General features: G+C 47.3%; 17 protein-coding genes and 2 pseudogenes. 9 read left to right on the forward strand and 10 right to left on the reverse strand.

Translation table 11 applies throughout. The features are described 5' to 3' along the window. The first annotated feature begins 117 nt into the window (after positions 1–117). Positions 118–1083: an L-Ala-D/L-Glu epimerase gene (gene ycjG / locus FEK46_RS17935; protein ID WP_130208785.1), complete on the forward strand. Its 966-nt coding sequence runs from the start codon at positions 118–120 to the stop codon at positions 1081–1083. Here the strand turns inward: ycjG and mpaA are convergent. Continuing rightward, entirely contained in the window at positions 1058–1786 is a 729-nt protein-coding gene (gene mpaA / locus FEK46_RS17940; protein ID WP_064527321.1) for a murein tripeptide amidase MpaA, read from the reverse strand. The genes ycjG and mpaA overlap by 26 nt on opposite strands. A 182-nt stretch (positions 1787–1968) precedes the next feature. Between mpaA and mppA the strand changes: the two genes are divergently transcribed. The 3 genes from mppA (at position 1969) to FEK46_RS17955 (ending at position 6778) form a co-directional block, all read left to right on the forward strand. Continuing rightward, on the forward strand, positions 1969–3582 hold the full coding sequence (gene mppA, locus FEK46_RS17945; RefSeq protein ID WP_135559616.1) for a murein tripeptide ABC transporter substrate-binding protein MppA: 1614 nt from the start codon (positions 1969–1971) through the stop codon (positions 3580–3582). A 280-nt stretch (positions 3583–3862) separates the two neighbouring features. Then, entirely contained in the window at positions 3863–4849 is a 987-nt protein-coding gene (locus FEK46_RS17950; protein ID WP_130208779.1) for a GH25 family lysozyme, read from the forward strand. A gap of 3 nt (positions 4850–4852) precedes the next feature. Beyond that, a complete protein-coding gene (locus FEK46_RS17955; RefSeq protein WP_135559615.1) occupies positions 4853–6778 on the forward strand; it encodes a GH25 family lysozyme in 1926 nt (641 codons plus the stop codon). A 57-nt stretch (positions 6779–6835) separates the two neighbouring features. On the opposite strand, the gene ynaI is transcribed toward FEK46_RS17955, so the two are convergent. Continuing rightward, positions 6836–7867 carry a low conductance mechanosensitive channel YnaI gene (ynaI, locus tag FEK46_RS17960; protein WP_130208775.1) on the reverse strand — a complete coding sequence of 344 codons (1032 nt, stop codon included), beginning with the start codon at positions 7865–7867 and terminating at the stop codon, positions 6836–6838. A 243-nt stretch (positions 7868–8110) separates the two neighbouring features. Here ynaI and FEK46_RS17965 point away from each other — a divergent pair, with 243 nt between their 5' ends. After that, the gene (locus tag FEK46_RS17965; RefSeq protein WP_130208773.1) at positions 8111–8368 is read left to right on the forward strand and encodes a DUF2534 family protein; all 258 of its coding nucleotides are present in this window, start codon (positions 8111–8113) and stop codon (positions 8366–8368) included. 50 nt (positions 8369–8418) lie between these two features. On the opposite strand, the gene uspE is transcribed toward FEK46_RS17965, so the two are convergent. The 4 genes and pseudogenes from uspE to FEK46_RS23430 form a co-directional block, all read right to left on the reverse strand. Then, entirely contained in the window at positions 8419–9369 is a 951-nt protein-coding gene (gene uspE, locus FEK46_RS17970; RefSeq protein ID WP_135559614.1) for a universal stress protein UspE, read from the reverse strand. Between the two features lie 150 nt (positions 9370–9519). Then, on the reverse strand, positions 9520–10272 hold the full coding sequence (gene fnr / locus FEK46_RS17975; protein ID WP_000611911.1) for a fumarate/nitrate reduction transcriptional regulator Fnr: 753 nt from the start codon (positions 10270–10272) through the stop codon (positions 9520–9522). A gap of 194 nt (positions 10273–10466) precedes the next feature. Next, positions 10467–10982, reverse strand: a complete 516-nt coding sequence (gene ogt, locus FEK46_RS17980; RefSeq protein ID WP_130208908.1) for a methylated-DNA--[protein]-cysteine S-methyltransferase — start codon at positions 10980–10982, stop codon at positions 10467–10469. 10 nt (positions 10983–10992) lie between these two features. Beyond that, a pseudogene (locus tag FEK46_RS23430) lies at positions 10993–11135 on the reverse strand (AbgT family transporter); the annotation flags it as partial. Between the two features lie 654 nt (positions 11136–11789). Between FEK46_RS23430 and smrA the strand changes: the two are divergent. Continuing rightward, complete coding sequence (gene smrA, locus FEK46_RS17985; RefSeq protein WP_135559613.1) at positions 11790–12353, forward strand: DNA endonuclease SmrA; 564 nt, start codon at positions 11790–11792, stop codon at positions 12351–12353. Positions 12354–12383: 30 nt separating this feature from the next. Here the strand turns inward: smrA and FEK46_RS17990 are convergent, their stop codons facing one another. Then, positions 12384–13616 (reverse strand): sensor domain-containing diguanylate cyclase, encoded by a 1233-nt coding sequence (locus tag FEK46_RS17990; protein ID WP_130208767.1) that lies wholly within the window; start codon positions 13614–13616, stop codon positions 12384–12386. A gap of 256 nt (positions 13617–13872) precedes the next feature. Between FEK46_RS17990 and zntB the strand changes: the two genes are divergently transcribed. From zntB to dbpA, 3 genes are all read left to right on the forward strand, one after another. Next, positions 13873–14856, forward strand: coding sequence for a zinc transporter ZntB (zntB, locus tag FEK46_RS17995; RefSeq protein ID WP_130208765.1), 984 nt, complete (start codon positions 13873–13875; stop codon positions 14854–14856). Between the two features lie 274 nt (positions 14857–15130). Then, the gene (ynaL, locus tag FEK46_RS23945; protein WP_276319618.1) at positions 15131–15304 is read left to right on the forward strand and encodes a protein YnaL; all 174 of its coding nucleotides are present in this window, start codon (positions 15131–15133) and stop codon (positions 15302–15304) included. Positions 15305–15333: 29 nt separating this feature from the next. Further along, positions 15334–16707: an ATP-dependent RNA helicase DbpA gene (dbpA, locus tag FEK46_RS18000; protein WP_130208763.1), complete on the forward strand. Its 1374-nt coding sequence runs from the start codon at positions 15334–15336 to the stop codon at positions 16705–16707. A 118-nt stretch (positions 16708–16825) separates the two neighbouring features. Here dbpA and ttcA read toward each other — a convergent pair whose 3' ends face one another. From ttcA to FEK46_RS18015, 3 genes and pseudogenes are all read right to left on the reverse strand, one after another. Beyond that, the gene (gene ttcA / locus FEK46_RS18005) at positions 16826–17761 is read right to left on the reverse strand and encodes a tRNA 2-thiocytidine(32) synthetase TtcA (RefSeq protein WP_130208761.1); all 936 of its coding nucleotides are present in this window, start codon (positions 17759–17761) and stop codon (positions 16826–16828) included. A gap of 175 nt (positions 17762–17936) precedes the next feature. Further along, complete coding sequence (gene uspF, locus FEK46_RS18010) at positions 17937–18371, reverse strand: universal stress protein UspF (RefSeq protein ID WP_130260872.1); 435 nt, start codon at positions 18369–18371, stop codon at positions 17937–17939. A gap of 139 nt (positions 18372–18510) precedes the next feature. Further along, positions 18511–18618 (reverse strand): annotated as a pseudogene (locus FEK46_RS18015) (porin); the annotation flags it as partial. Positions 18619–18738 lie beyond the last annotated feature (120 nt).

Here is an 18738-nt window from a genome sequence, read left to right on the forward strand (position 1 = left end):
ATTATCTTTCCTGTTTACATATAGTTAACGTCACGCCTAGTTTATGCTAACTGTCAATAACACAGCAATCGCTATTTGCGCTTAATCCGCAGACCACCGCGGCAACAAGGAGTAAAGATGAGAACCGTTAAGGTATTTGAGGAAGCCTGGCCGTTACATACCCCGTTTGTTATTGCGCGAGGAAGCCGCAGTGAAGCGCGCGTGGTGGTGGTTGAACTGGAAGAAGATGGCGTCAAAGGTACGGGCGAATGTACGCCTTATCCGCGCTATGGCGAAAGTGATGCCTCAGTCATGGCGCAAATAATGAGCGTGGTCCCACAACTGGAAAAAGGGCTGACGCGCGCAGAGTTGCAAAAAGTTCTGCCTGCCGGTGCAGCGCGTAATGCGCTGGATTGTGCGCTGTGGGATCTGGCCGCAAGACAACAGCAGCAGACGCTGGCTGTACTTACCGGTATCTCTCTTCCTGAAACGATCACCACTGCGCAGACGGTAGTGATCGGTACGCCGGATCAGATGGCAGGCAGTGCCGCAGCACTATGGCAGGCTGGGGCTAAGCTGCTAAAAGTGAAGCTGGATAATCATCTTATCAGCGAGCGGATGGTGGCGATTCGCGCGGCAGTGCCGGATGCGACGTTAATTGTTGATGCTAATGAATCCTGGCGTGCGGAAGGACTGGCGGCTCGATGCCAGTTGCTGGCCGATTTAGGCGTCGCAATGCTGGAGCAACCTCTCCCGGCTCAGGACGATGCGGCGCTGGAGAACTTTATCCATCCATTGCCTATTTGCGCGGACGAAAGTTGTCATACCCGCAGCAACCTGAAGGCGCTGAAAGGGCGCTATGAGATGGTTAATATCAAGCTTGATAAAACCGGCGGCCTGACGGAAGCGTTGGCGCTGGCAACAGAAGCGCGTGCACAAGGTTTCAGCCTGATGTTGGGCTGCATGTTATGCACCTCACGCGCCATTAGCGCAGCATTACCGCTGGCGCCGCAGGTCAGCTTCGCCGATCTCGACGGGCCGACCTGGCTGGCGGTGGATGTGGAACCGGCTCTTCAGTTTACGACCGGCGAATTGCATCTTTAGGATGCCAGCGCAGTAAATTCGCCATCGCAAAAAGATATTTTTCGCTGGCTTCATCGGCGGAGATGGGGGGAAACTCAGCAGTGATACAGTGCAAGTTCAGGTCTGCACACCAACTGCCAAAGGATCCGGGGGTGTCGTAGCCGACGCTGGTTACCAGCGGCAATTCAAATGCCTGGGCCAGCCATTCACCTAATTCGCTGTGTCTGGGATCTTCAATACACGCCAGCGGATCGTGGAACGAGACGACCCAGGCGGGCTGAATGCGGTGAATGAGCTGGCATAACGCTTGGGTTTCAGGTTCGGAGCCGGGTTTATCTCCGGTCAGCAAGACAACGTCGCGCTCTTCGGCGGCACTGTTCCAGCGATAAACCGTTTCACCTTCCTTCCAGTTCGCCGCGGGAAAGTTTCGGTTTAAATCCACACCATTAGCATTGGCACGTAGACCCAACTGGCAACCGTCGGGATTCACACAGAGCACCACATGATGGCGGCGCAAAGACGGTGTTAATGTGCGTAATGCGCAGGAGAGGGCGACGACGGAAGAATTCTCATCGCCGTGGGTACCAGCAAGAATCAAACCACTTTCGCTGCTGGCGGCATGGGCGGGAAACCAGAGCAGCGGCGCACCCAATAATGAACGTCCGTAATGTTCAGTTCCTGGGGGGAAAGCGCCCCGTTCGGCGCGTGGGCGAGTCACGGTCATAATCGTCTCTGACAATAGAAGTATTACAGGCAGTGTTGTGCAAATTTTGTGGATTATCAAATCCTTTTCGACAACGATATGTTATCGATCTTTTATCACTTTTTTGCCGGAAGTTATTTGCATTTCTTTAAGGAGAAACAAATAATTACGCATCAATATTAACGTCGGTTTGAGGGTAATTTATGAAGCACTCTGTTTCAGTAACTTGTTGTGCGCTGTTAGTCAGCAGCATTTCTCTTTCGTATGCTGCTGATGTTCCGAGCGGCACAGTACTGGCAGACAAGCAGGAGCTGGTGCGTCATATTAAGGATGAGCCTGCATCATTGGATCCCGCGAAAGCGGTTGGTTTGCCGGAGATTCAGGTGATTCGCGATTTGTTTGAAGGACTCGTGAATCAGAATGAAAAAGGGGAGATTGTCCCCGGCGTCGCCACCCAGTGGAAAAGCAATGACAACCGTATCTGGACCTTTACCCTGCGCGATGATGCTAAATGGGCAGATGGCACACCGGTTACCGCGCAGGATTTTGTCTATAGCTGGCAACGTCTGGTAGACCCGAAAACGTTGTCTCCCTTTGCCTGGTTTGCCGCGCTGGCGGGGATTAACAACGCTCAGGCGATTATTGATGGTAAAGCCACGCCTGACCAACTTGGCGTCACTGCCGTTGATGCCCATACCCTGAAAATCCAGCTTGATAAGCCATTGCCGTGGTTTGTTAATTTGACGGCCAACTTTGCCTTCTTCCCGGTGCAAAAAGCCAACGTTGAAAGCGGTAAAGATTGGACAAAACCAGGGAAACTTATCGGCAACGGCGCATATGTGCTTAAAGAACGCGTAGTGAATGAAAAGCTGGTGGTTGTACCGAATACCCATTATTGGGATAACGCAAAAACGGTACTGCAAAAAGTGACTTTCCTGCCGATTAACCAGGAGTCCGCTGCCACGAAACGTTATCTTGCAGGTGATATTGATATCACTGAGTCCTTCCCGAAAAATATGTATCAAAAGCTGTTGAAGGATATTCCAGGGCAGGTTTATACACCGCCGCAGCTGGGGACTTATTATTATGCCTTCAATACGCAAAAAGGGCCGACGGCAGATCAACGCGTTCGTTTGGCATTAAGTATGACGATTGACCGCCGCCTGATGACGGAAAAAGTATTAGGTACCGGTGAAAAACCAGCATGGCATTTTACGCCAGATGTTACTGCCGGATTTACGCCGGAGCCTTCGCCGTTTGAACAAATGAGTCAGGAAGAACTGAATGCGCAGGCAAAAACTTTGTTGAGCGCAGCCGGTTATGGTCCGCAAAAACCGCTGAAGCTGACGCTGTTGTATAACACTTCAGAAAACCATCAGAAAATTGCGATTGCCGTAGCGTCGATGTGGAAAAAGAATCTTGGTGTGGACGTCAAATTGCAAAATCAGGAATGGAAAACCTATATCGATAGCCGCAACACCGGTAATTTTGACGTTATCCGCGCATCATGGGTAGGGGACTATAATGAACCGTCTACCTTCCTGACGCTGTTAACGTCAACGCACTCGGGAAATATTTCACGGTTTAATAATCCGGCATACGATAAAGTGCTGGCCCAGGCATCGACTGAAAATACCGTTAAAGCGCGCAATGCCGATTACAACGCGGCAGAGAAAATTCTCATAGAACAAGCGCCTATTGCACCGATTTACCAGTATACCAATGGGCGATTAATCAAACCGTGGTTGAAAGGTTATCCAATTAATAACCCGGAAGATGTGGCGTATAGTCGCACAATGTATATTGTGAAGCATTAATATGATGTCATCTGGCGCGTTTATGCGCGCCAGATTTAACAACCCCGATAAAATACCTTCTTTTTTAAAATCCCCCCTATAAAAATCACACCCAAGATAATTATTTGAATTTTTCTGCCAATGTCCAGCATAAATAATAATCAAATATTTTATTTAAAAGGTGTATTACATACTCCCAATATAAGCTGTGCTTTACTTTTCTTTACAACGCAAGACGTATTGCGTTCCTTGTGAAAATTTTCATTCGCAAACAGACACACAGCTAAAATGGGGTGGTAAAATGAAAAAATCCTTAGCTATGCCTTTAGTTATCTCGTTATTACTCCTTCATTATCCTTCTTTAAGTCTGGCCGCAGAATCACTGCCCGATGCCACGTCGTTGGGGCTGGAAAACTTAACGAATGATCTCTCACGACAAGAATTGTTTGTAAAAATACTGGAATCGGATCCATCTCGTGATAAAGAGTTTGATTCCTTTGCGGTAAAAAAATATTTTAAATTTCCGGCTGATGTCGCTTACGATTCGGTATTGAATCAACCACGACCCAGTTCTTTATTTGGTGTGGATATCAGCCATCATAACGGTAAAAACTTCCCGATCGAACTGTTGGCAAAAAATAAGTCTGTGTTCTTGTATATGAAGTCCAGTCAAGGAACGCGTTATGTTGATCCTGAATTCGCCGGTTTTTGGCAGCGGGCTGGGGATACTGAGCGAGGGATAAAACTTCACCGTGGGGCCTACCACTTTCTTTCCAGTGGCACACCGGCAGACGACGCGGAATTGTGGGGACGCAAGCAGGCAATGACGTTTGTTAAAGTTATTAAAGCCAATGGCGGGTTAAGGGCGACAGATATGCCACCGGCGGTGGATGTTGAGTGGGATGTAGATTCATCAACAGGTAAGGACCGCTGGCAGAAGCGTAAACCCACTGAAATAATCACGATGATCAAGGCATTCACCGCGCAGGTAGAAGCCGATTTAGGGCGTAAACCGGTTATCTACACTGCGCGGGCGTGGTGGAAAGATGCCGTCGGCGGAGAAAAAAGTTTTGCCCAGGTTGCAGAACATAATCTGTGGCTGGCTGATTATTCTAATCAGGCACAGGCCAGCGAAACGCCGCGTTCAATTAACCAGACAAAATGGGCAATCTGGCAGTTTACCGATGCTGCGCAGCTTAATTTGGGATCAAGTCAGAAATTCGATGCCAGTATATACAAGGGCCCGACCGCTGAGTTTTATTCCACTCTGGGTGTGCAGGAGTTTTAAATCATGAACAGGCGATGGCCAAATTTATGTAAAACGGTCCTGGGGCTGTTAATTGCAGGAATATCACTGGGAATGACTGATGCCCGCGCAGATGACATTTGCAAAAATGGCGCAATGGTCCCTGATGAATATTGTCATTTTTTTGTCCACTATGGGCCAGAGAACCCAGGGAAACTGGATATCCGGATCAGTGATGCGTTAAAAATACCCGATCAGGATGCAGCGAAAACGCGCTCCATCGGGTTGATTATTGCAATTTCAAAATATCCACTATTACATGCAGATATTCCGGCAGCCGCGGTGGATGGCCAAAGAATGGCTGATTTTCTGATCAACGGACAGAAGTTTGATGAGGTTATTTTATTGAGAGATCAGGAAGCTTCATTAGATAATGTTAATTATTTTTTAAAGGAATATTTACCTGCCAGAGGGATGATGTTTGATAAGAAAGCTCGCTTGTTAATTGCTTATTCAGGCCATGGTCGTTTTGGCACTCAAAATGGTAATTCTGATAAAGCACCTGCATTTGTATTGAGCAACGCTACGGATATTGATGGTTCAAAAGGCATGTATGAAATGCCAGCTTTGAACACACAACTTAATATTCTGGCAAAGCGTTATTTCCATGTTCTGACTTTAGTCAATGCCTGCTTTGGTTCTGGCTTGTATGGCATGACTATCGGCGCGGGTAATTCTAACTCGTACAGTAATCCTGGTGCCTATGCAATAGCTGCCGGTGATGATAAAACAGAGGTTTACTCACTGGAGGCAAAGCGCGGAAGTGTCTTTTTCGATACAATTATCAAAGGAGTAACGAATGGCGTTGCCGACGAACGTTTTGGTAAGTCGTATATGGTAAAAGTAGATGGAAAAAAGGAATACTACGCAGGAATAACCAGAACGTTGAGTTTATTTATCTATGTTAATGATCAATATTCAGATATTAATGAAAAACTGGATGAACAAGGTAAGGGATTACATTTAAGCGATGCCTGGATAGGTGCAACAGAAATGCCAGCGGGTCCAGGGGGATTCTTCTTCATCAATGAACCTGCGGCAAGTCGTCTGGATAATAAGACTCAGCTGGCTGCGGGTAAAGCAGGGGAGTTTACGAATATTGATGTAGCCTCATTCTCGATTGATAAGTCAGCCCCTGTCCCCGCAGATAATCAGGAAAAAGATAATAAATCGATTGAGATTCCTTATGGCCCCGTAAGTGCAATTCCCAACCGTCCTGACATTCGTATTTTTAAAACGCCGGAAATTTACCCAATTCACGGACATGATATTTCTTCTAACGATGGTGAAATAGACTGGAAATTATTCCAGGAAAAATCATCTGCGCGTTTTGTGTATGCGAGAGTGGTTGGCTGGAGAGGTCCCGATTCATCATTTAAGTCTCACTGGAAACAATTAGCTGATTCCAAATTTGATCGTGGAGGTTATTTCAAATTTGATTTTTGCCGCACACCTGAGGCGCAATTGGAAACGGCAAAAAGTCTCCTGCCCGCAGAGCCGAAAATGTTACCGCCCGGCATTTTATTGGTAAATCCTGAAGGTGAAGATACAACTCAACTAAACTGCTTTAAAAAATCGGGAATGGCTAATGCACGTAATGATATTTTGCGTTTTGCCGATTTAATCTACCAAAATTATCACAAAACCCCCATATTTTATGGAAATCATAATAACCTGTCACATTTCATGGATAGTCGATTCGAGCAGTATATGGTGTGGATGGGGTATTGGGGACAAGCTGGTGTGAAGCTTGAAGGACGCAATCCCTGGACGCTTTGGCAATATTCAGAGAATGAAACGGTACCGGGGATCGGTCACAGCACGGAGTCTGAAGTTTTCTTTGGTACTGAGGAACAATATGTTCAGTTTAAAGCTGGCGAGAATAATGTCGCGCTGGCTGCTGTTAATTGAATAATAAATAAGACTGGATGGCGAATAAGCATATCGCCATCCAGTTTCTGCAGGTTATTACTTCACCTGTTCTGGTAGTGTGTTATTCTCCATATACAACGTCTGGCTGGGGAAGGCAAAATCCGCGCCATGCGACTGTACAATATCGATAATTTTCAAATATACGTCCTGCTGGGCGGCAAGCCATTCGGCCCAAACGGTGGTTTTAGTAAAACAATAAACCATAATATTTAGCGACGAATCGGCAAACTGGTTGAAATAAACCAATAGGGTTTGCTGCTGGTCGATGGCGGGATGATTTGTAAGCATTTCGCGTACCGCTTCGACAATAGCGCCCACTTTAGCCGCATCTTCATAACGTAAACCAATGGTCGTAGTAATACGACGGTTGGTCATTCGACCGGGGTTTTCAACGCTGATAGATGAAAACAGTGAGTTCGGCACGTACAGCGGACGATGATCAAATGTGGTGATTTTAGTCATTCGCCAGCCAATTTCTGCCACCGTTCCTTCGATATTTCTGTCAGGAGAACGGATCCAGTCGCCAATACTAAAGGGGCGATCAAAATAGAGCATAATGCCGGAAAAGAAGTTGCTCAGAATATCCTTACCGGCCATACCTACTGCAAGGCCACCAATACCACCAAAAGTCAGCAAGCCTGAAAGGCTCATGCCGAAATGTTCGCCATAGAGCAGAACAATGACGACGATGATGCTGATTTTGATGATCCGCGACATAATCCGTGCACTGGTAATATCGCGGCCTTTTTTAATCTGCTTCCGTTCAAACTGATTGATTAGAAGGAATAACTTAACCGTCAGGATAAGGGCTATCAGTGACGTACAGATAAAATCAACGGCGTCCGGTGTGATAAATTTGAGTTTGTAGTTTTCGATGACATAATTAATGATGCTACCAACAGCACTGATAATTATGGTGTAGATTAAAAATTGCACTGCGTGGAATAAGAATCCTTTTCTTTTATGATTTCCACGGCGAAACCAAAAGCTCATAAGAATCAATGCTGCGCAGCTACCGAAAATAATGACCAGATTAAGCGCATTATTTGTAAACAGTTCAGCGATCATTGTTTTATTAGGCTCCTCCAGATTGTTGACGTCATGCCGGAAACCCCTGGCGGGGTTATTTTATCGCGATAATTCATGCATATCATCAATAGACAGGGAAGGAAGTAGCAACATTAGCTAATTTATCAACGAGTTGATGATATGTTACGCGACAATCTATTGCTTTCAGGGCAGACAACACCAAAATGTCATGGTATTGTTACACACAAGTAACAAAGGGTTTATCTGCAAAAGGATTACATTATGATCATGGCGAAACTGAAGTCAGCGAAAGGGAGAAAGTTTCTCATAGGTTTGTTGGCGGTTTTCATTATTGCGGCGTCGGTAGTGACTCGCGCGACTATCGGTGGTGTTATTGAACAATACAATATCCCGCTGTCCGAATGGACGACATCAATGTATGTGATTCAGTCATCGATGATTTTTGTCTATAGTCTGGTCTTTACCGTGTTACTGGCAATCCCGCTGGGTATTTATTTCCTCGGTGGAGAGGAAAAGTAAGTAAAAGAAAAGGCCCGTAACTTCGGGCCTTGAAAGTAAGTGACGAACGATTAATCGTCGTCTTCGTCATCCAGTTCGACAGGTGTCTGGTATTGGTCGGGTTTAATCACCAGCAGGTCGCAGCGAAGATGATCAATCACTTGTTCCGCCGTATTGCCAAGGAATGCCGCAGAAATACCAGTGCGTCCTACGGTTCCCAGAACCACAATCCCTGCCTGTAAATGCTCCGCTAAATCGGGAATCACTTCTTCCGGTAGACCTTTTTCGACATGCGTCATTTTCTCGTCAATGCTGAATTTCTGCCGCAGGGCTTTCATCGCCAGTAAATGTTGCCCGCGAATAGCATCGTTATAAACGCTTGGATCAAATTCCGGCAGTTCAATCGCAATATTGATGGGGGTTACTGGATAAGCACCAACCAGATGTACCTCGGTGTGGTTGACCTGGTCCGCCAGTTCGATCGTCTCTTTCACCAGTTTTTCATTGAGCGCATTATGATACGGCTCTTCGCTGGCGAGATTCACCGCCACCAGTGCCTTACCCCCTTCCGGCCACGGTTGGTCTTTCACCATCCACACCGGGCTTGGGCATTTGCGTAACAGGTGCCAATCTGTTGGCGTAAAAATCACCGCTTCCAGGCGGTCATGTTGGTGCGCCATTTTTAGCACCAGATCGTGCCCACCGCTATGTACTTCCTGAATGATGGCTTCGAAAGGACGGTTATGCCAGACCACTTTAATTTCAATGGGAACGCCAGCGTTAAGATAATATTTCGCCTGCTCGTGGATCCACGCAGTACGCTGACTAATGACGCCCTGACGCATGGCGGTCCGCTCATCCGGGGAGAGTAGGGTAGTCATCTCGTATGAGAAGTCATAAATAGGCAAAAAGGCTTTAATTTTGCCACCAATCCGTTGATGCAAATAAACAGCTCGCCGTAATGCGGGTTGATCGTCCTGATTAGGATCGATAACAACAAGCATGTTCTGATACATAGCCATACAGAGTCTCCTTACAACAACTGTCAATGCAGTTTGTATTAAAAGAGTAACCTAGATCTGGTGAATGAAACAGTGATGAACCTTCTGCCAGATCAATAAATGAGAAAAATTTAATGATATGACAGAAGGATAGTGAGTTATGCGGAAAAATCAGGCGACGTTGCGTGTATGACCGGCTAGTTGGGCCAGCGCATCGTTATTTTCGATGGTGATATATTTACCTTTGACTGCCAGCATGCCGCTTTTCTGGAAGCGCCCCAGCAGACGGCTGATGGTTTCTACCGTCAGGCCCAGATAGTTACCGATATCGCCACGAGTCATCGTCAGGCGGAATTCACGAGGGGAGAAGCCGCGTTGGGCAAAACGACGGGACAGATTATAGATAAATGCAGCCAGACGTTCTTCGGCATTTTTCTTCGACAACAGCAGGATCATGTCCTGATCGCCTTTAATTTCGCCGCTCATCAGACGCATCATTTGTTGGCGCAAATTTGGCATTTTACCGGACAGATCGTCCAGCGTTTCGAACGGAATTTCACACACCATCGAGGTTTCCAGCGCCTGGGCGAAGCTTGGATGATGACCGCTGCCTATGGCATCGAAACCCACCAGATCGCCTGCTAAATGAAAGCCAGTGATTTGCTCGTCGCCTTGCTCTGTAATGGTATAACTTTTAATCGTACCGGAGCGGATGGCATAAAGCGATTTAAGTTCATCACCAGCCTTAAACAGCGTCTGGCCTTTCTGAATAGGCTTCTTTCGCTCAATGATATTATCAAGCTGATCAAGCTCATGTTCGTTGAGTGTGAACGGGATGCAAAGCTGACTGATGCTGCAATCCTGGCAATGGATAGCACAACCGCCAGACTGAATGCGCCGTATAATTCGCTTTTCCGGGATCATAGGTCTGCTCAAGCCGTAATTGATATTTGTCAATTTTAACATCTTTTTAGGGAGCAAGTAAGTCTAAGCAAACCTTAACAGCGGAGAATTCCGATAATAGATGTAAATTTATGTCTATCTAATTGAAAAACCTTAGATTGTTAAGGGTAACTTTACGTAAAACTGTGAACACGCAGGCACAAATTGCTTAATGTTTACAGTAAAAGATAACCTTCATGGCGCAATAGCCACTCTTTTCGCTGCACTCCGCCTGCATATCCTGTCATCGTGCCGTTTCGGCCAATGACCCGGTGACAAGGCACCACAATACTGATCGGGTTTGCACCGTTGGCTGCGCCGACGGCACGCGCGGCCCCTGGGCGGCCTAGTTGTTCTGCCAGTTGACCGTAATGCATTACCTGTCCACACGGGATAGTGCGTAGCGTTTTCCATACTTCCCGTTGAAATGGCGTACCGCCGGTGGCAGTGGGTAGGGAATCAATAATGCTTAGATTACCGGCAAAATAATCACGAAGTTTATCACTTAACCCGCCGGGATTGGTGGCGGAAATACGCTCATAACCTTCTTTGCGATAATGGATGTCCAGCAATTGCACCATGCGATCGCTATACTCTTCCCACTCAACCGCCCGCAGACGAAATTGTTCATCGCAAATAACCCACAGAGGACCCAGTGGCGTGGCAATTTTTTCTTCAAGTAATCTCAGCATCCGTTCTCTCTTAAGATAAATGTGGGTAAACCCCCGGACTAATCAGCAGACCGACAAGATACCATGCAAGCAACATTAGCAGCCATACCACAAGAAGATAAGAGGGTACGGTACGACTAATGAATAGTAGGTACCTGGATTAGTTTCCGGTTTGATCGATAGCGCTGAGGTGGATTTCCGGGCTAAATGCGTCTGCCGCTTCGTTACTTCTCCCGACACCAGCGAGAATGTGGTTTTCTGCAATGCAGACAAATGAATAAAAAAATAGAGCCTGTCGACATCCGCCAGACTCTACAGTACACACAGCAGTGCATCCGCGTCTTGAATCCGGCCTGCTTCCTGTCAGCCGGTGACAGTGTTATAACGGTTTTGCCCATCAGTTGCCAATTTTCTTCAGTGACAGATTTCACGAAAATATAAGTTAAAACGTTCATCTCATGATTGAATAATCATGCATCGTTAATCGACCGGTGAATTTAGAGGATGATTAACCTGTGCGGGGTTTAAACATATTGCAGAGTGATTTGCTGAAGTATATTTCAGGCGAAGTGCAACAAATTACCGTCATCATATATTGGTTGCTGTGATGGACAAATCGCCTTAATTAGGGCCTGTGCAGGCTCACTCCCGGCTTAAACTGTTCGATACTGCAACCAGGCTGGTATAAAATGCCCCGCCTGCGGGGACACTAGCCTGTATGGAGCAAGATGTTGCTTCAACTTGCGAAGTGAACGATACAGCAAGCATCAGATGTATGAAAAATTAACTCGTCTGGATCACGACGTGCGAAGGTACATAGGAGGTTACATGAACCTTGACGACAAATCGCTGTTTCTTGACGCCATGGAAGATGTCCAACCACTGAAACGTGCTACTGATGTCCACTGGCATCCTGTGCGTAACCAACGCGCGCCACAGCGTATAGACACGCTGCAACTTGATAATTTCCTCACCACAGGATTTCTCGACATCATCCCGCTAAATCAGCCCTTGGAATTTCGTCGGGAAGGTTTGCAACATGGGGTGATCGATAAGCTACGCAGCGGCAAATATCCGCAACAGGCTAGCCTGAATTTACTTCGCCAGTCGGTGGAAGAGTGCCGCAAAATGGTGTTTAGTTTTATTCATCAGGCGCGGACGGATGGTTTGCGTAATGTACTTATTATTCACGGCAAAGGCAGAGAAGATAAGTCTCACGCCAACATTGTCCGTAGTTATGTCGCACGTTGGCTGACAGAGTTTGATGATGTACAGGCTTATTGCACCGCGCTACCGCATCATGGCGGCAGCGGGGCGTGTTACGTAGCACTGCGTAAAACAGCGCAGGCGAAACAAGAAAACTGGGAGCGTCACGCTAAACGCAGTCGATAATTCATTGACGCTTCCGCGCTATTGAAAATATCAAGCCGCCAGTACGCGGTTGCGTCCGTCATTTTTCGCCCGATACAACGCATCATCTACGCGTTTAAACAATTCATCGATGCCTTCATTGCCTTCGTGATGTGCCACGCCAATGCTGACCGTAAAACGCGGTAAGCCAGAAATACTCACTTTTGCCACGCTCAATCGGATAGTTTCAGCGAGAGAAATTGCGGTATCCAGCGGAGTTCTGGGTAATAACAAGACGAACTCTTCACCTCCCCATCGAAACACCATATCGCCTTTGCGAGCGCAGCTTTCGAGTGTACGTGCCAGAGTGCATAAAACTTCATCACCTTTCTGGTGACCGTACAGGTCATTAATATGCTTAAAACGATCGGTGTCGATAAGCAGCAAACTGTAATCCTGAGCGATTGCGAGATGCTGCATCTGGCCTTGCTCGGTGATGTGATAAAATTGTCGGCGGTTAAGTAACCCCGTCAACGCGTCATGGTGAGCCGCGTGTTCCAGTTGTTGTTCCAGCCTTTTTTGCTCGGTAATGTCATGCACGATGCATAACATTAACTTGTCGCCATAAATCTCAATTGGCCCGGCATAAGTTTGCACATGGCGAGTGGAACCATCTGCCAGCTTATGGACAAAGTTAAGAGGTTTATGTCCGCCGGGTAAACGCGAAATTTCATGCATGACAGGCATCACGCGACGCCCAAGAATATTAATTTCCCAGGTGTGTTTCTGACAGATTGTTTCATGGTTATAGCCATAGAAATTGAGTGCGGCCACATTGGCGTCGACAATTTGGCCATCACGCGAGGGATCTATCAACAGCATTGGCGCGGAATTAGTCAGAAAAAAACGCGCATAAAACCCTTGTTTTTTACGCTGATAATTTGCAGATCGGCTGGCTTTTAAGCCCAGACTTGCGGGTGTCTCCATCCCTTCAAATATAATCACTTCCCCAGAATCACCAATCTCTTTGAGGGTTAACCGACAGCTTAGTGCTGTCTCTTCACCATTACGCTTGACCGTGAGAATTTCTACAATATCGAGTTGGTTATGCAGGTCTACGAGATATTTTGGCAGTTCGTTTTGGGAGGAGACGGAATAGAGGCCGGTTCGTAGCTGACTAAAAGTGAGTTCTTGCATCAACAGTTGCGCAGCGCTATTGGCATAAATTAACCGTTCCTCGAAGGGGGAAACGATCCAGACAGGACTGGTTAATAAGTCCAGGGTATTGAAGTTGTGCGTAGTCATTGAAATCCCGTTATTTTTATCAATTTTCTATTGTTATCTGATCGCAAAAATGCCACCACGAATGATCAGATAATTCTGATAATGATAGACGCTATTTAACACTTTACCCCTTTTCTAATCATGAAAAGTATTTTGCTTTCTGTATTTAGTTTTGACAGGATTTTATTAATCATTTCAGGGTAATGGGGTGAGGAGATGTTGCGTAAGATGACCAGAAGACTAGACTACAAAATAAAGCATTGATAATGGAGGCACTGTGGAAACGATTAAGGGAGCGGACATAAATGTACCGGATGCAGTATTTGCCTGGATGTTGGATGGTAAAGGCGGCGTTAAACCGCTGGAAAATACAGATGAGATAGATGAAGAGCATCCCTGCTGGCTCCACCTTAATTATGTGCACCATGACAGCGCGCAGTGGCTGGCAACGACACCATTGCTACCAAATAACGTGCGTGACGCGCTGGCAGGGGAAAGCACGCGACCCAGAGTCAGCCGTCTTGGTGAAGGGACGTTGATTACGTTGCGCTGCATTAATGGCAGTACTGATGAACGTCCCGACCAGCTGGTCGCCATGCGTGTTTATATGGACGGTCGGTTCATTGTCTCGACCCGACAACGTAAAGTACTGGCGTTAGACGATGTAGTTAGCGATCTGGAAGAGGGGACCGGCCCGACTGATTGCGGAGGCTGGCTGGTGGATGTGTGTGATGCATTAACCGATCACTCCAATGAGTTTATAGAGCAACTGCACGATAAAATTATCGACCTGGAAGATAATTTACTTGATCAACAAATTCCGCCGCGCGGTTTCCTGGCACTACTACGAAAACAACTCATTGTTATGCGTCGCTATATGGCGCCGCAGCGAGATGTTTATGCTCGTCTTGCCAGTGAGCGCCTGCCCTGGATGAATGACGATCAACGGCGCCGAATGCAGGATATTGCTGACCGTCTTGGGCGCGGTCTGGATGAGATTGACGCGTGCATTGCGAGAACTGGCGTGATGGCGGACGAAATCGCCCAAGTGATGCAGGAAAATTTAGCCCGCCGTACTTACACAATGTCATTGATGGCAATGGTCTTTTTACCCAGTACATTTTTAACCGGGTTATTTGGCGTTAACCTCGGCGGTATTCCAGGTGGAGGATGGCAATTTGGTTTTTCGCTTTTTTGTATTCTGTTAGTTGTTCTTATTGGTGGTGTTGCTTTATGGTTGCATCGTAGTAAATGGTTGTAACAAAAGCAATTTCCCCGGGTTTCTGTATACAAAAACGCCGTAAAGTTTGAGCGAGGTCAATAAACTCTCTACCCAATCAGGGCAATATCTTCCACGCAGGTGAATGCAACGTCAAGCGATGGGCGTTGCGCTCCATATTGTCTTACTTCCTTTTTTGAATTACTGCATAGCACAATTGATTCGTACGACGCCGACTTAGATAAGTCGGCTTTTTTTTGTCTGTTATCTGTCAACGTCTACCCTTTAAGAGTCTACCCAATGACCAAAGGGAAATATGATGACACTCATTTATTTGCAAATTCCTGTCCCTGAACCGATTCCTGGCGATCCCGTCCCAGTCCCCGATCCAATCCCTCGTCCACAACCTATGCCCGACCCGCCGCCCGATGAAGAACCGATTAAATTGTCGCAACGTGAGCGTAGATCTGCGAGGATACGCGCCTGCTAACTTTGCGCTGATGACCACGAGAATAGATTGTGACCGCTTTTTCTACCCTGAACGTTTTGCCTCCCGCCCAGCTCACTAACCTTAATGAGTTGGGTTACTTAACCATGACACCAGTGCAGGCCGCCGCACTTCCGGCGATCCTTGCTGGAAAAGATGTTCGCGTGCAGGCGAAAACCGGCAGCGGAAAAACCGCGGCATTTGGCCTCGGGTTGTTACAGCAAATTGATGCGTCGCTGTTTCAGACTCAGGCTTTAGTGCTGTGTCCGACTCGTGAACTGGCGGATCAAGTCGCAGGGGAGTTACGTCGGCTGGCGCGTTTCCTACCAAATACCAAGATCTTGACCTTATGCGGCGGTCAGCCGTTTGGCATTCAGCGCGATTCACTGCAACACGCGCCGCATATCATCGTGGCAACGCCGGGGCGTTTGCTGGATCACCTGCAAAAAGGAACTGTTTCGTTAGATGCGTTGAATACGTTGGTCATGGATGAAGCCGACCGTATGCTAGATATGGGGTTTAGCGACGCAATTGATGAAGTCATCGGTTTTGCGCCAGCTTCTCGCCAGACGCTTCTCTTCTCTGCCACCTGGCCGGAAGCGATCGCCGCGATAAGCGGTCGTGTACAACGAGATCCCCTGGCGATTGAAATAGACACAACAGATGCTCTTCCGCCTATTGAACAACAATTTTATGAGACATCCAGCAAGGGCAAAATTCCGTTGTTGCAACGGTTATTAAGTTTGCATCAGCCAGCGTCTTGTGTGGTGTTTTGTAACACCAAAAAAGATTGCCAGGCTGTGTGTGACGCGCTGAATGAAGTAGGGCAAAGTGCATTGTCGTTACATGGCGATCTGGAACAGCGCGATCGCGACCAGACGTTGGTTCGTTTTGCCAACGGTAGCGCTCGTGTGCTGGTAGCGACCGATGTCGCTGCGCGTGGTCTGGATATTAAATCGCTTGAGCTGGTGGTGAACTTTGAGCTGGCGTGGGATCCTGAAGTTCATGTGCATCGTATCGGGCGTACGGCGCGTGCCGGGAATAGCGGTCTGGCAATCAGTTTCTGTGCGCCAGAAGAAGCACAGCGCGCTAATATCATTGCCGACATGTTGCAGATGAAACTTAACTGGCAAACGTTACCAGCCAGCAGGGACATTGTGTCGCTGGAGGCTGAAATGGCAACGTTGTGTATCGATGGCGGGAAAAAAGCCAAAATGCGTCCCGGTGATGTATTAGGCGCGCTGACAGGAGATATCGGGCTGGATGGCGCAGATATTGGCAAAATCACCGTGCACCCAGCGCATGTCTATGTCGCTGTGCGACAGGCTGTTGCTCATAAGACATGGAAGCAGTTACAGGGCGGCAAGATTAAAGGAAAAACTTGCCGGGTACGGTTATTAAAATAACGAAATGTTGAATTGCCTGATGCAAGGCTAAACATCTCGCCGGATGCGACGCTGGCCGCGTCTTATCCGGCATGCATAAGAGTAGCCCGATAATCTTACGCATCGGGCGTTATCCTGATTATTTCACTTCAACCACATTCAGCCGCAGTTCATCCAGCTGATTTTCGTCTTCTTCAGGCTGCCAGCCCGTCGGTTGTAGTGGCAGCTCTTCGCGATCAAACGCCAGATCACCGCCGTTAACCACTTCTGAACCGTGGGTAATGCCTTTGAAATCGAACAGACTGGTATCGCACAGATGAGACGGCACTACATTTTGCATCGCGCTGAACATTGTCTCGATACGTCCCGGATAACGCTTATCCCAGTCACGGAGCATATCGGCAATCACCTGACGTTGCAGGTTAGGCTGCGAGCCGCACAGGTTGCACGGAATAATCGGGAACGCTTTCGCATCGGCAAAACGCTGAATATCTTTTTCGCGGCAGTAGGCCAGCGGACGAATCACGATATGTTTGCCATCATCGCTCATCAGTTTCGGTGGCATCCCCTTCATCTTGCCACCGTAGAACATATTTAAGAACAGTGTTTGCAGGATATCGTCGCGGTGGTGACCCAGTGCGATTTTCGTGGCACCCAGTTCTGTTGCGGTGCGATAAAGGATACCGCGACGCAGACGAGAGCAGAGCGAGCAGGTAGTTTTTCCTTCAGGGATTTTCTCTTTTACGATCCCGTAAGTATTCTCTTCAACAATCTTATACTCAACGCCCAGCTTATCGAGATACTCCGGCAGGACGTGTTCCGGGAAACCAGGCTGTTTCTGGTCGAGGTTAACGGCAACCAGCGAGAAATTGATTGGCGCGCTTTGCTGCAAATTACGCAGGATCTCCAGCATGGTATAGCTGTCTTTGCCCCCGGAGAGGCAAACCATAATGCGGTCGCCATCTTCAATCATATTGAAGTCAGCAATGGCTTCGCCCACGTTACGACGCAGACGTTTTTGCAATTTGTTGAGATTGTATTGTTCTTTCTTACTAATTTCTTGATTTTGCGACATTTAATAGCGACTCAATTCGTTATATGGCATCAGAAAAGTATGCGTCATGCCGGAACGCCCAGCATAAGAAGTCTGATATAAAAACTGTGGCGTGTATGGTACGGATTAGAGGGGAAAATGTCAGCACATTTGCGAAATGAATCAAAAAGCCCGCAGCGGTCTGCGGGCGTTAGTGTTAGCGCACGACCAGCACTGAGCACTCGGCGTGACGTACTACGGCAGCGGCGTTAGAGCCGAGCAGGTAGGTGGTGATATCCGGTCGATGAGAAGCAATGATTATCATGTGAGCAGGGATTTTTTTCGCCATTTCCAGAATACGGTCTTTTGGCGAACCTTCTTCAACATGGACATGCACTCTGTCAGTCGGCAGTTTGAATTTTTTAATGACTTTTTCCAGTTGCGATTTGGCTTCCGCTTTCAGGTCATCCATTGCCGGTAACTCTGCGGAATACGCTAATCCCAGAGAGGCATAGTAGGGTAGCGAAGGTATTACCGTCAGGAAATGAACCTCTGCATCATCAATCTTTGCCTCTGCCTCAACGTGGCTAATCACACGTTGAGTTAATTCTGAATCTGAAATATCGATAGGGACAAGAATCGTTCTGTTCATAAAACCTCCTGTTTTAGTATCCGCATAAAGTGTAACGCCAGATGACTCATTTTGTGTAATGACGGAGTTCACATTTTTAATTTAGATCAAGGGAGGAGAAATATGAAGAAAATGCCCGCCAAACGGCGGGCAGGCAAGATTAAAACTGGTATACCAGACCTAAAGCAACGATATCATCGGTAGAGATACCGTTCGCAGCGTAGAAGCTGTCATCATCATCAAGTAGGTTGATTTTATAATCATGATGTAGCCCCCAGAAACACCGGACAGTAGCTGTATCTCCAGATAAGAGATAGGCTTGAATATATGTCTAACACTAACGCCAATTTTGAGATGACCGGGATCCTGTTAGGGCAAGAAGTCCGTA

Source organism: Escherichia sp. E4736 (genome assembly GCF_005781225.1).
Lineage (GTDB): Bacteria > Pseudomonadota > Gammaproteobacteria > Enterobacterales > Enterobacteriaceae > Escherichia.

Bases quoted from the DNA above. Each gene is read 5' to 3' on its own strand.
- ycjG (WP_130208785.1), top strand. From the start codon at position 118: ATGAGAACCGTTAAGGTATTTGAGGAAGCCTGGCCGTTACATACCCCG.
- mpaA (WP_064527321.1), bottom strand. From the start codon at position 1,786: ATGACCGTGACTCGCCCACGCGCCGAACGGGGCGCTTTCCCCCCAGGA.
- mppA (WP_135559616.1), top strand. From the start codon at position 1,969: ATGAAGCACTCTGTTTCAGTAACTTGTTGTGCGCTGTTAGTCAGCAGC.
- FEK46_RS17950 (WP_130208779.1), top strand. From the start codon at position 3,863: ATGAAAAAATCCTTAGCTATGCCTTTAGTTATCTCGTTATTACTCCTT.
- FEK46_RS17955 (WP_135559615.1), top strand. From the start codon at position 4,853: ATGAACAGGCGATGGCCAAATTTATGTAAAACGGTCCTGGGGCTGTTA.
- ynaI (WP_130208775.1), bottom strand. From the start codon at position 7,867: ATGATCGCTGAACTGTTTACAAATAATGCGCTTAATCTGGTCATTATT.
- FEK46_RS17965 (WP_130208773.1), top strand. From the start codon at position 8,111: ATGATCATGGCGAAACTGAAGTCAGCGAAAGGGAGAAAGTTTCTCATA.
- uspE (WP_135559614.1), bottom strand. From the start codon at position 9,369: ATGGCTATGTATCAGAACATGCTTGTTGTTATCGATCCTAATCAGGAC.
- fnr (WP_000611911.1), bottom strand. From the start codon at position 10,272: ATGATCCCGGAAAAGCGAATTATACGGCGCATTCAGTCTGGCGGTTGT.
- ogt (WP_130208908.1), bottom strand. From the start codon at position 10,982: ATGCTGAGATTACTTGAAGAAAAAATTGCCACGCCACTGGGTCCTCTG.
- smrA (WP_135559613.1), top strand. From the start codon at position 11,790: ATGAACCTTGACGACAAATCGCTGTTTCTTGACGCCATGGAAGATGTC.
- FEK46_RS17990 (WP_130208767.1), bottom strand. From the start codon at position 13,616: ATGACTACGCACAACTTCAATACCCTGGACTTATTAACCAGTCCTGTC.
- ynaL (WP_276319618.1), top strand. From the start codon at position 15,131: ATGATGACACTCATTTATTTGCAAATTCCTGTCCCTGAACCGATTCCT.
- ttcA (WP_130208761.1), bottom strand. From the start codon at position 17,761: ATGTCGCAAAATCAAGAAATTAGTAAGAAAGAACAATACAATCTCAAC.
- uspF (WP_130260872.1), bottom strand. From the start codon at position 18,371: ATGAACAGAACGATTCTTGTCCCTATCGATATTTCAGATTCAGAATTA.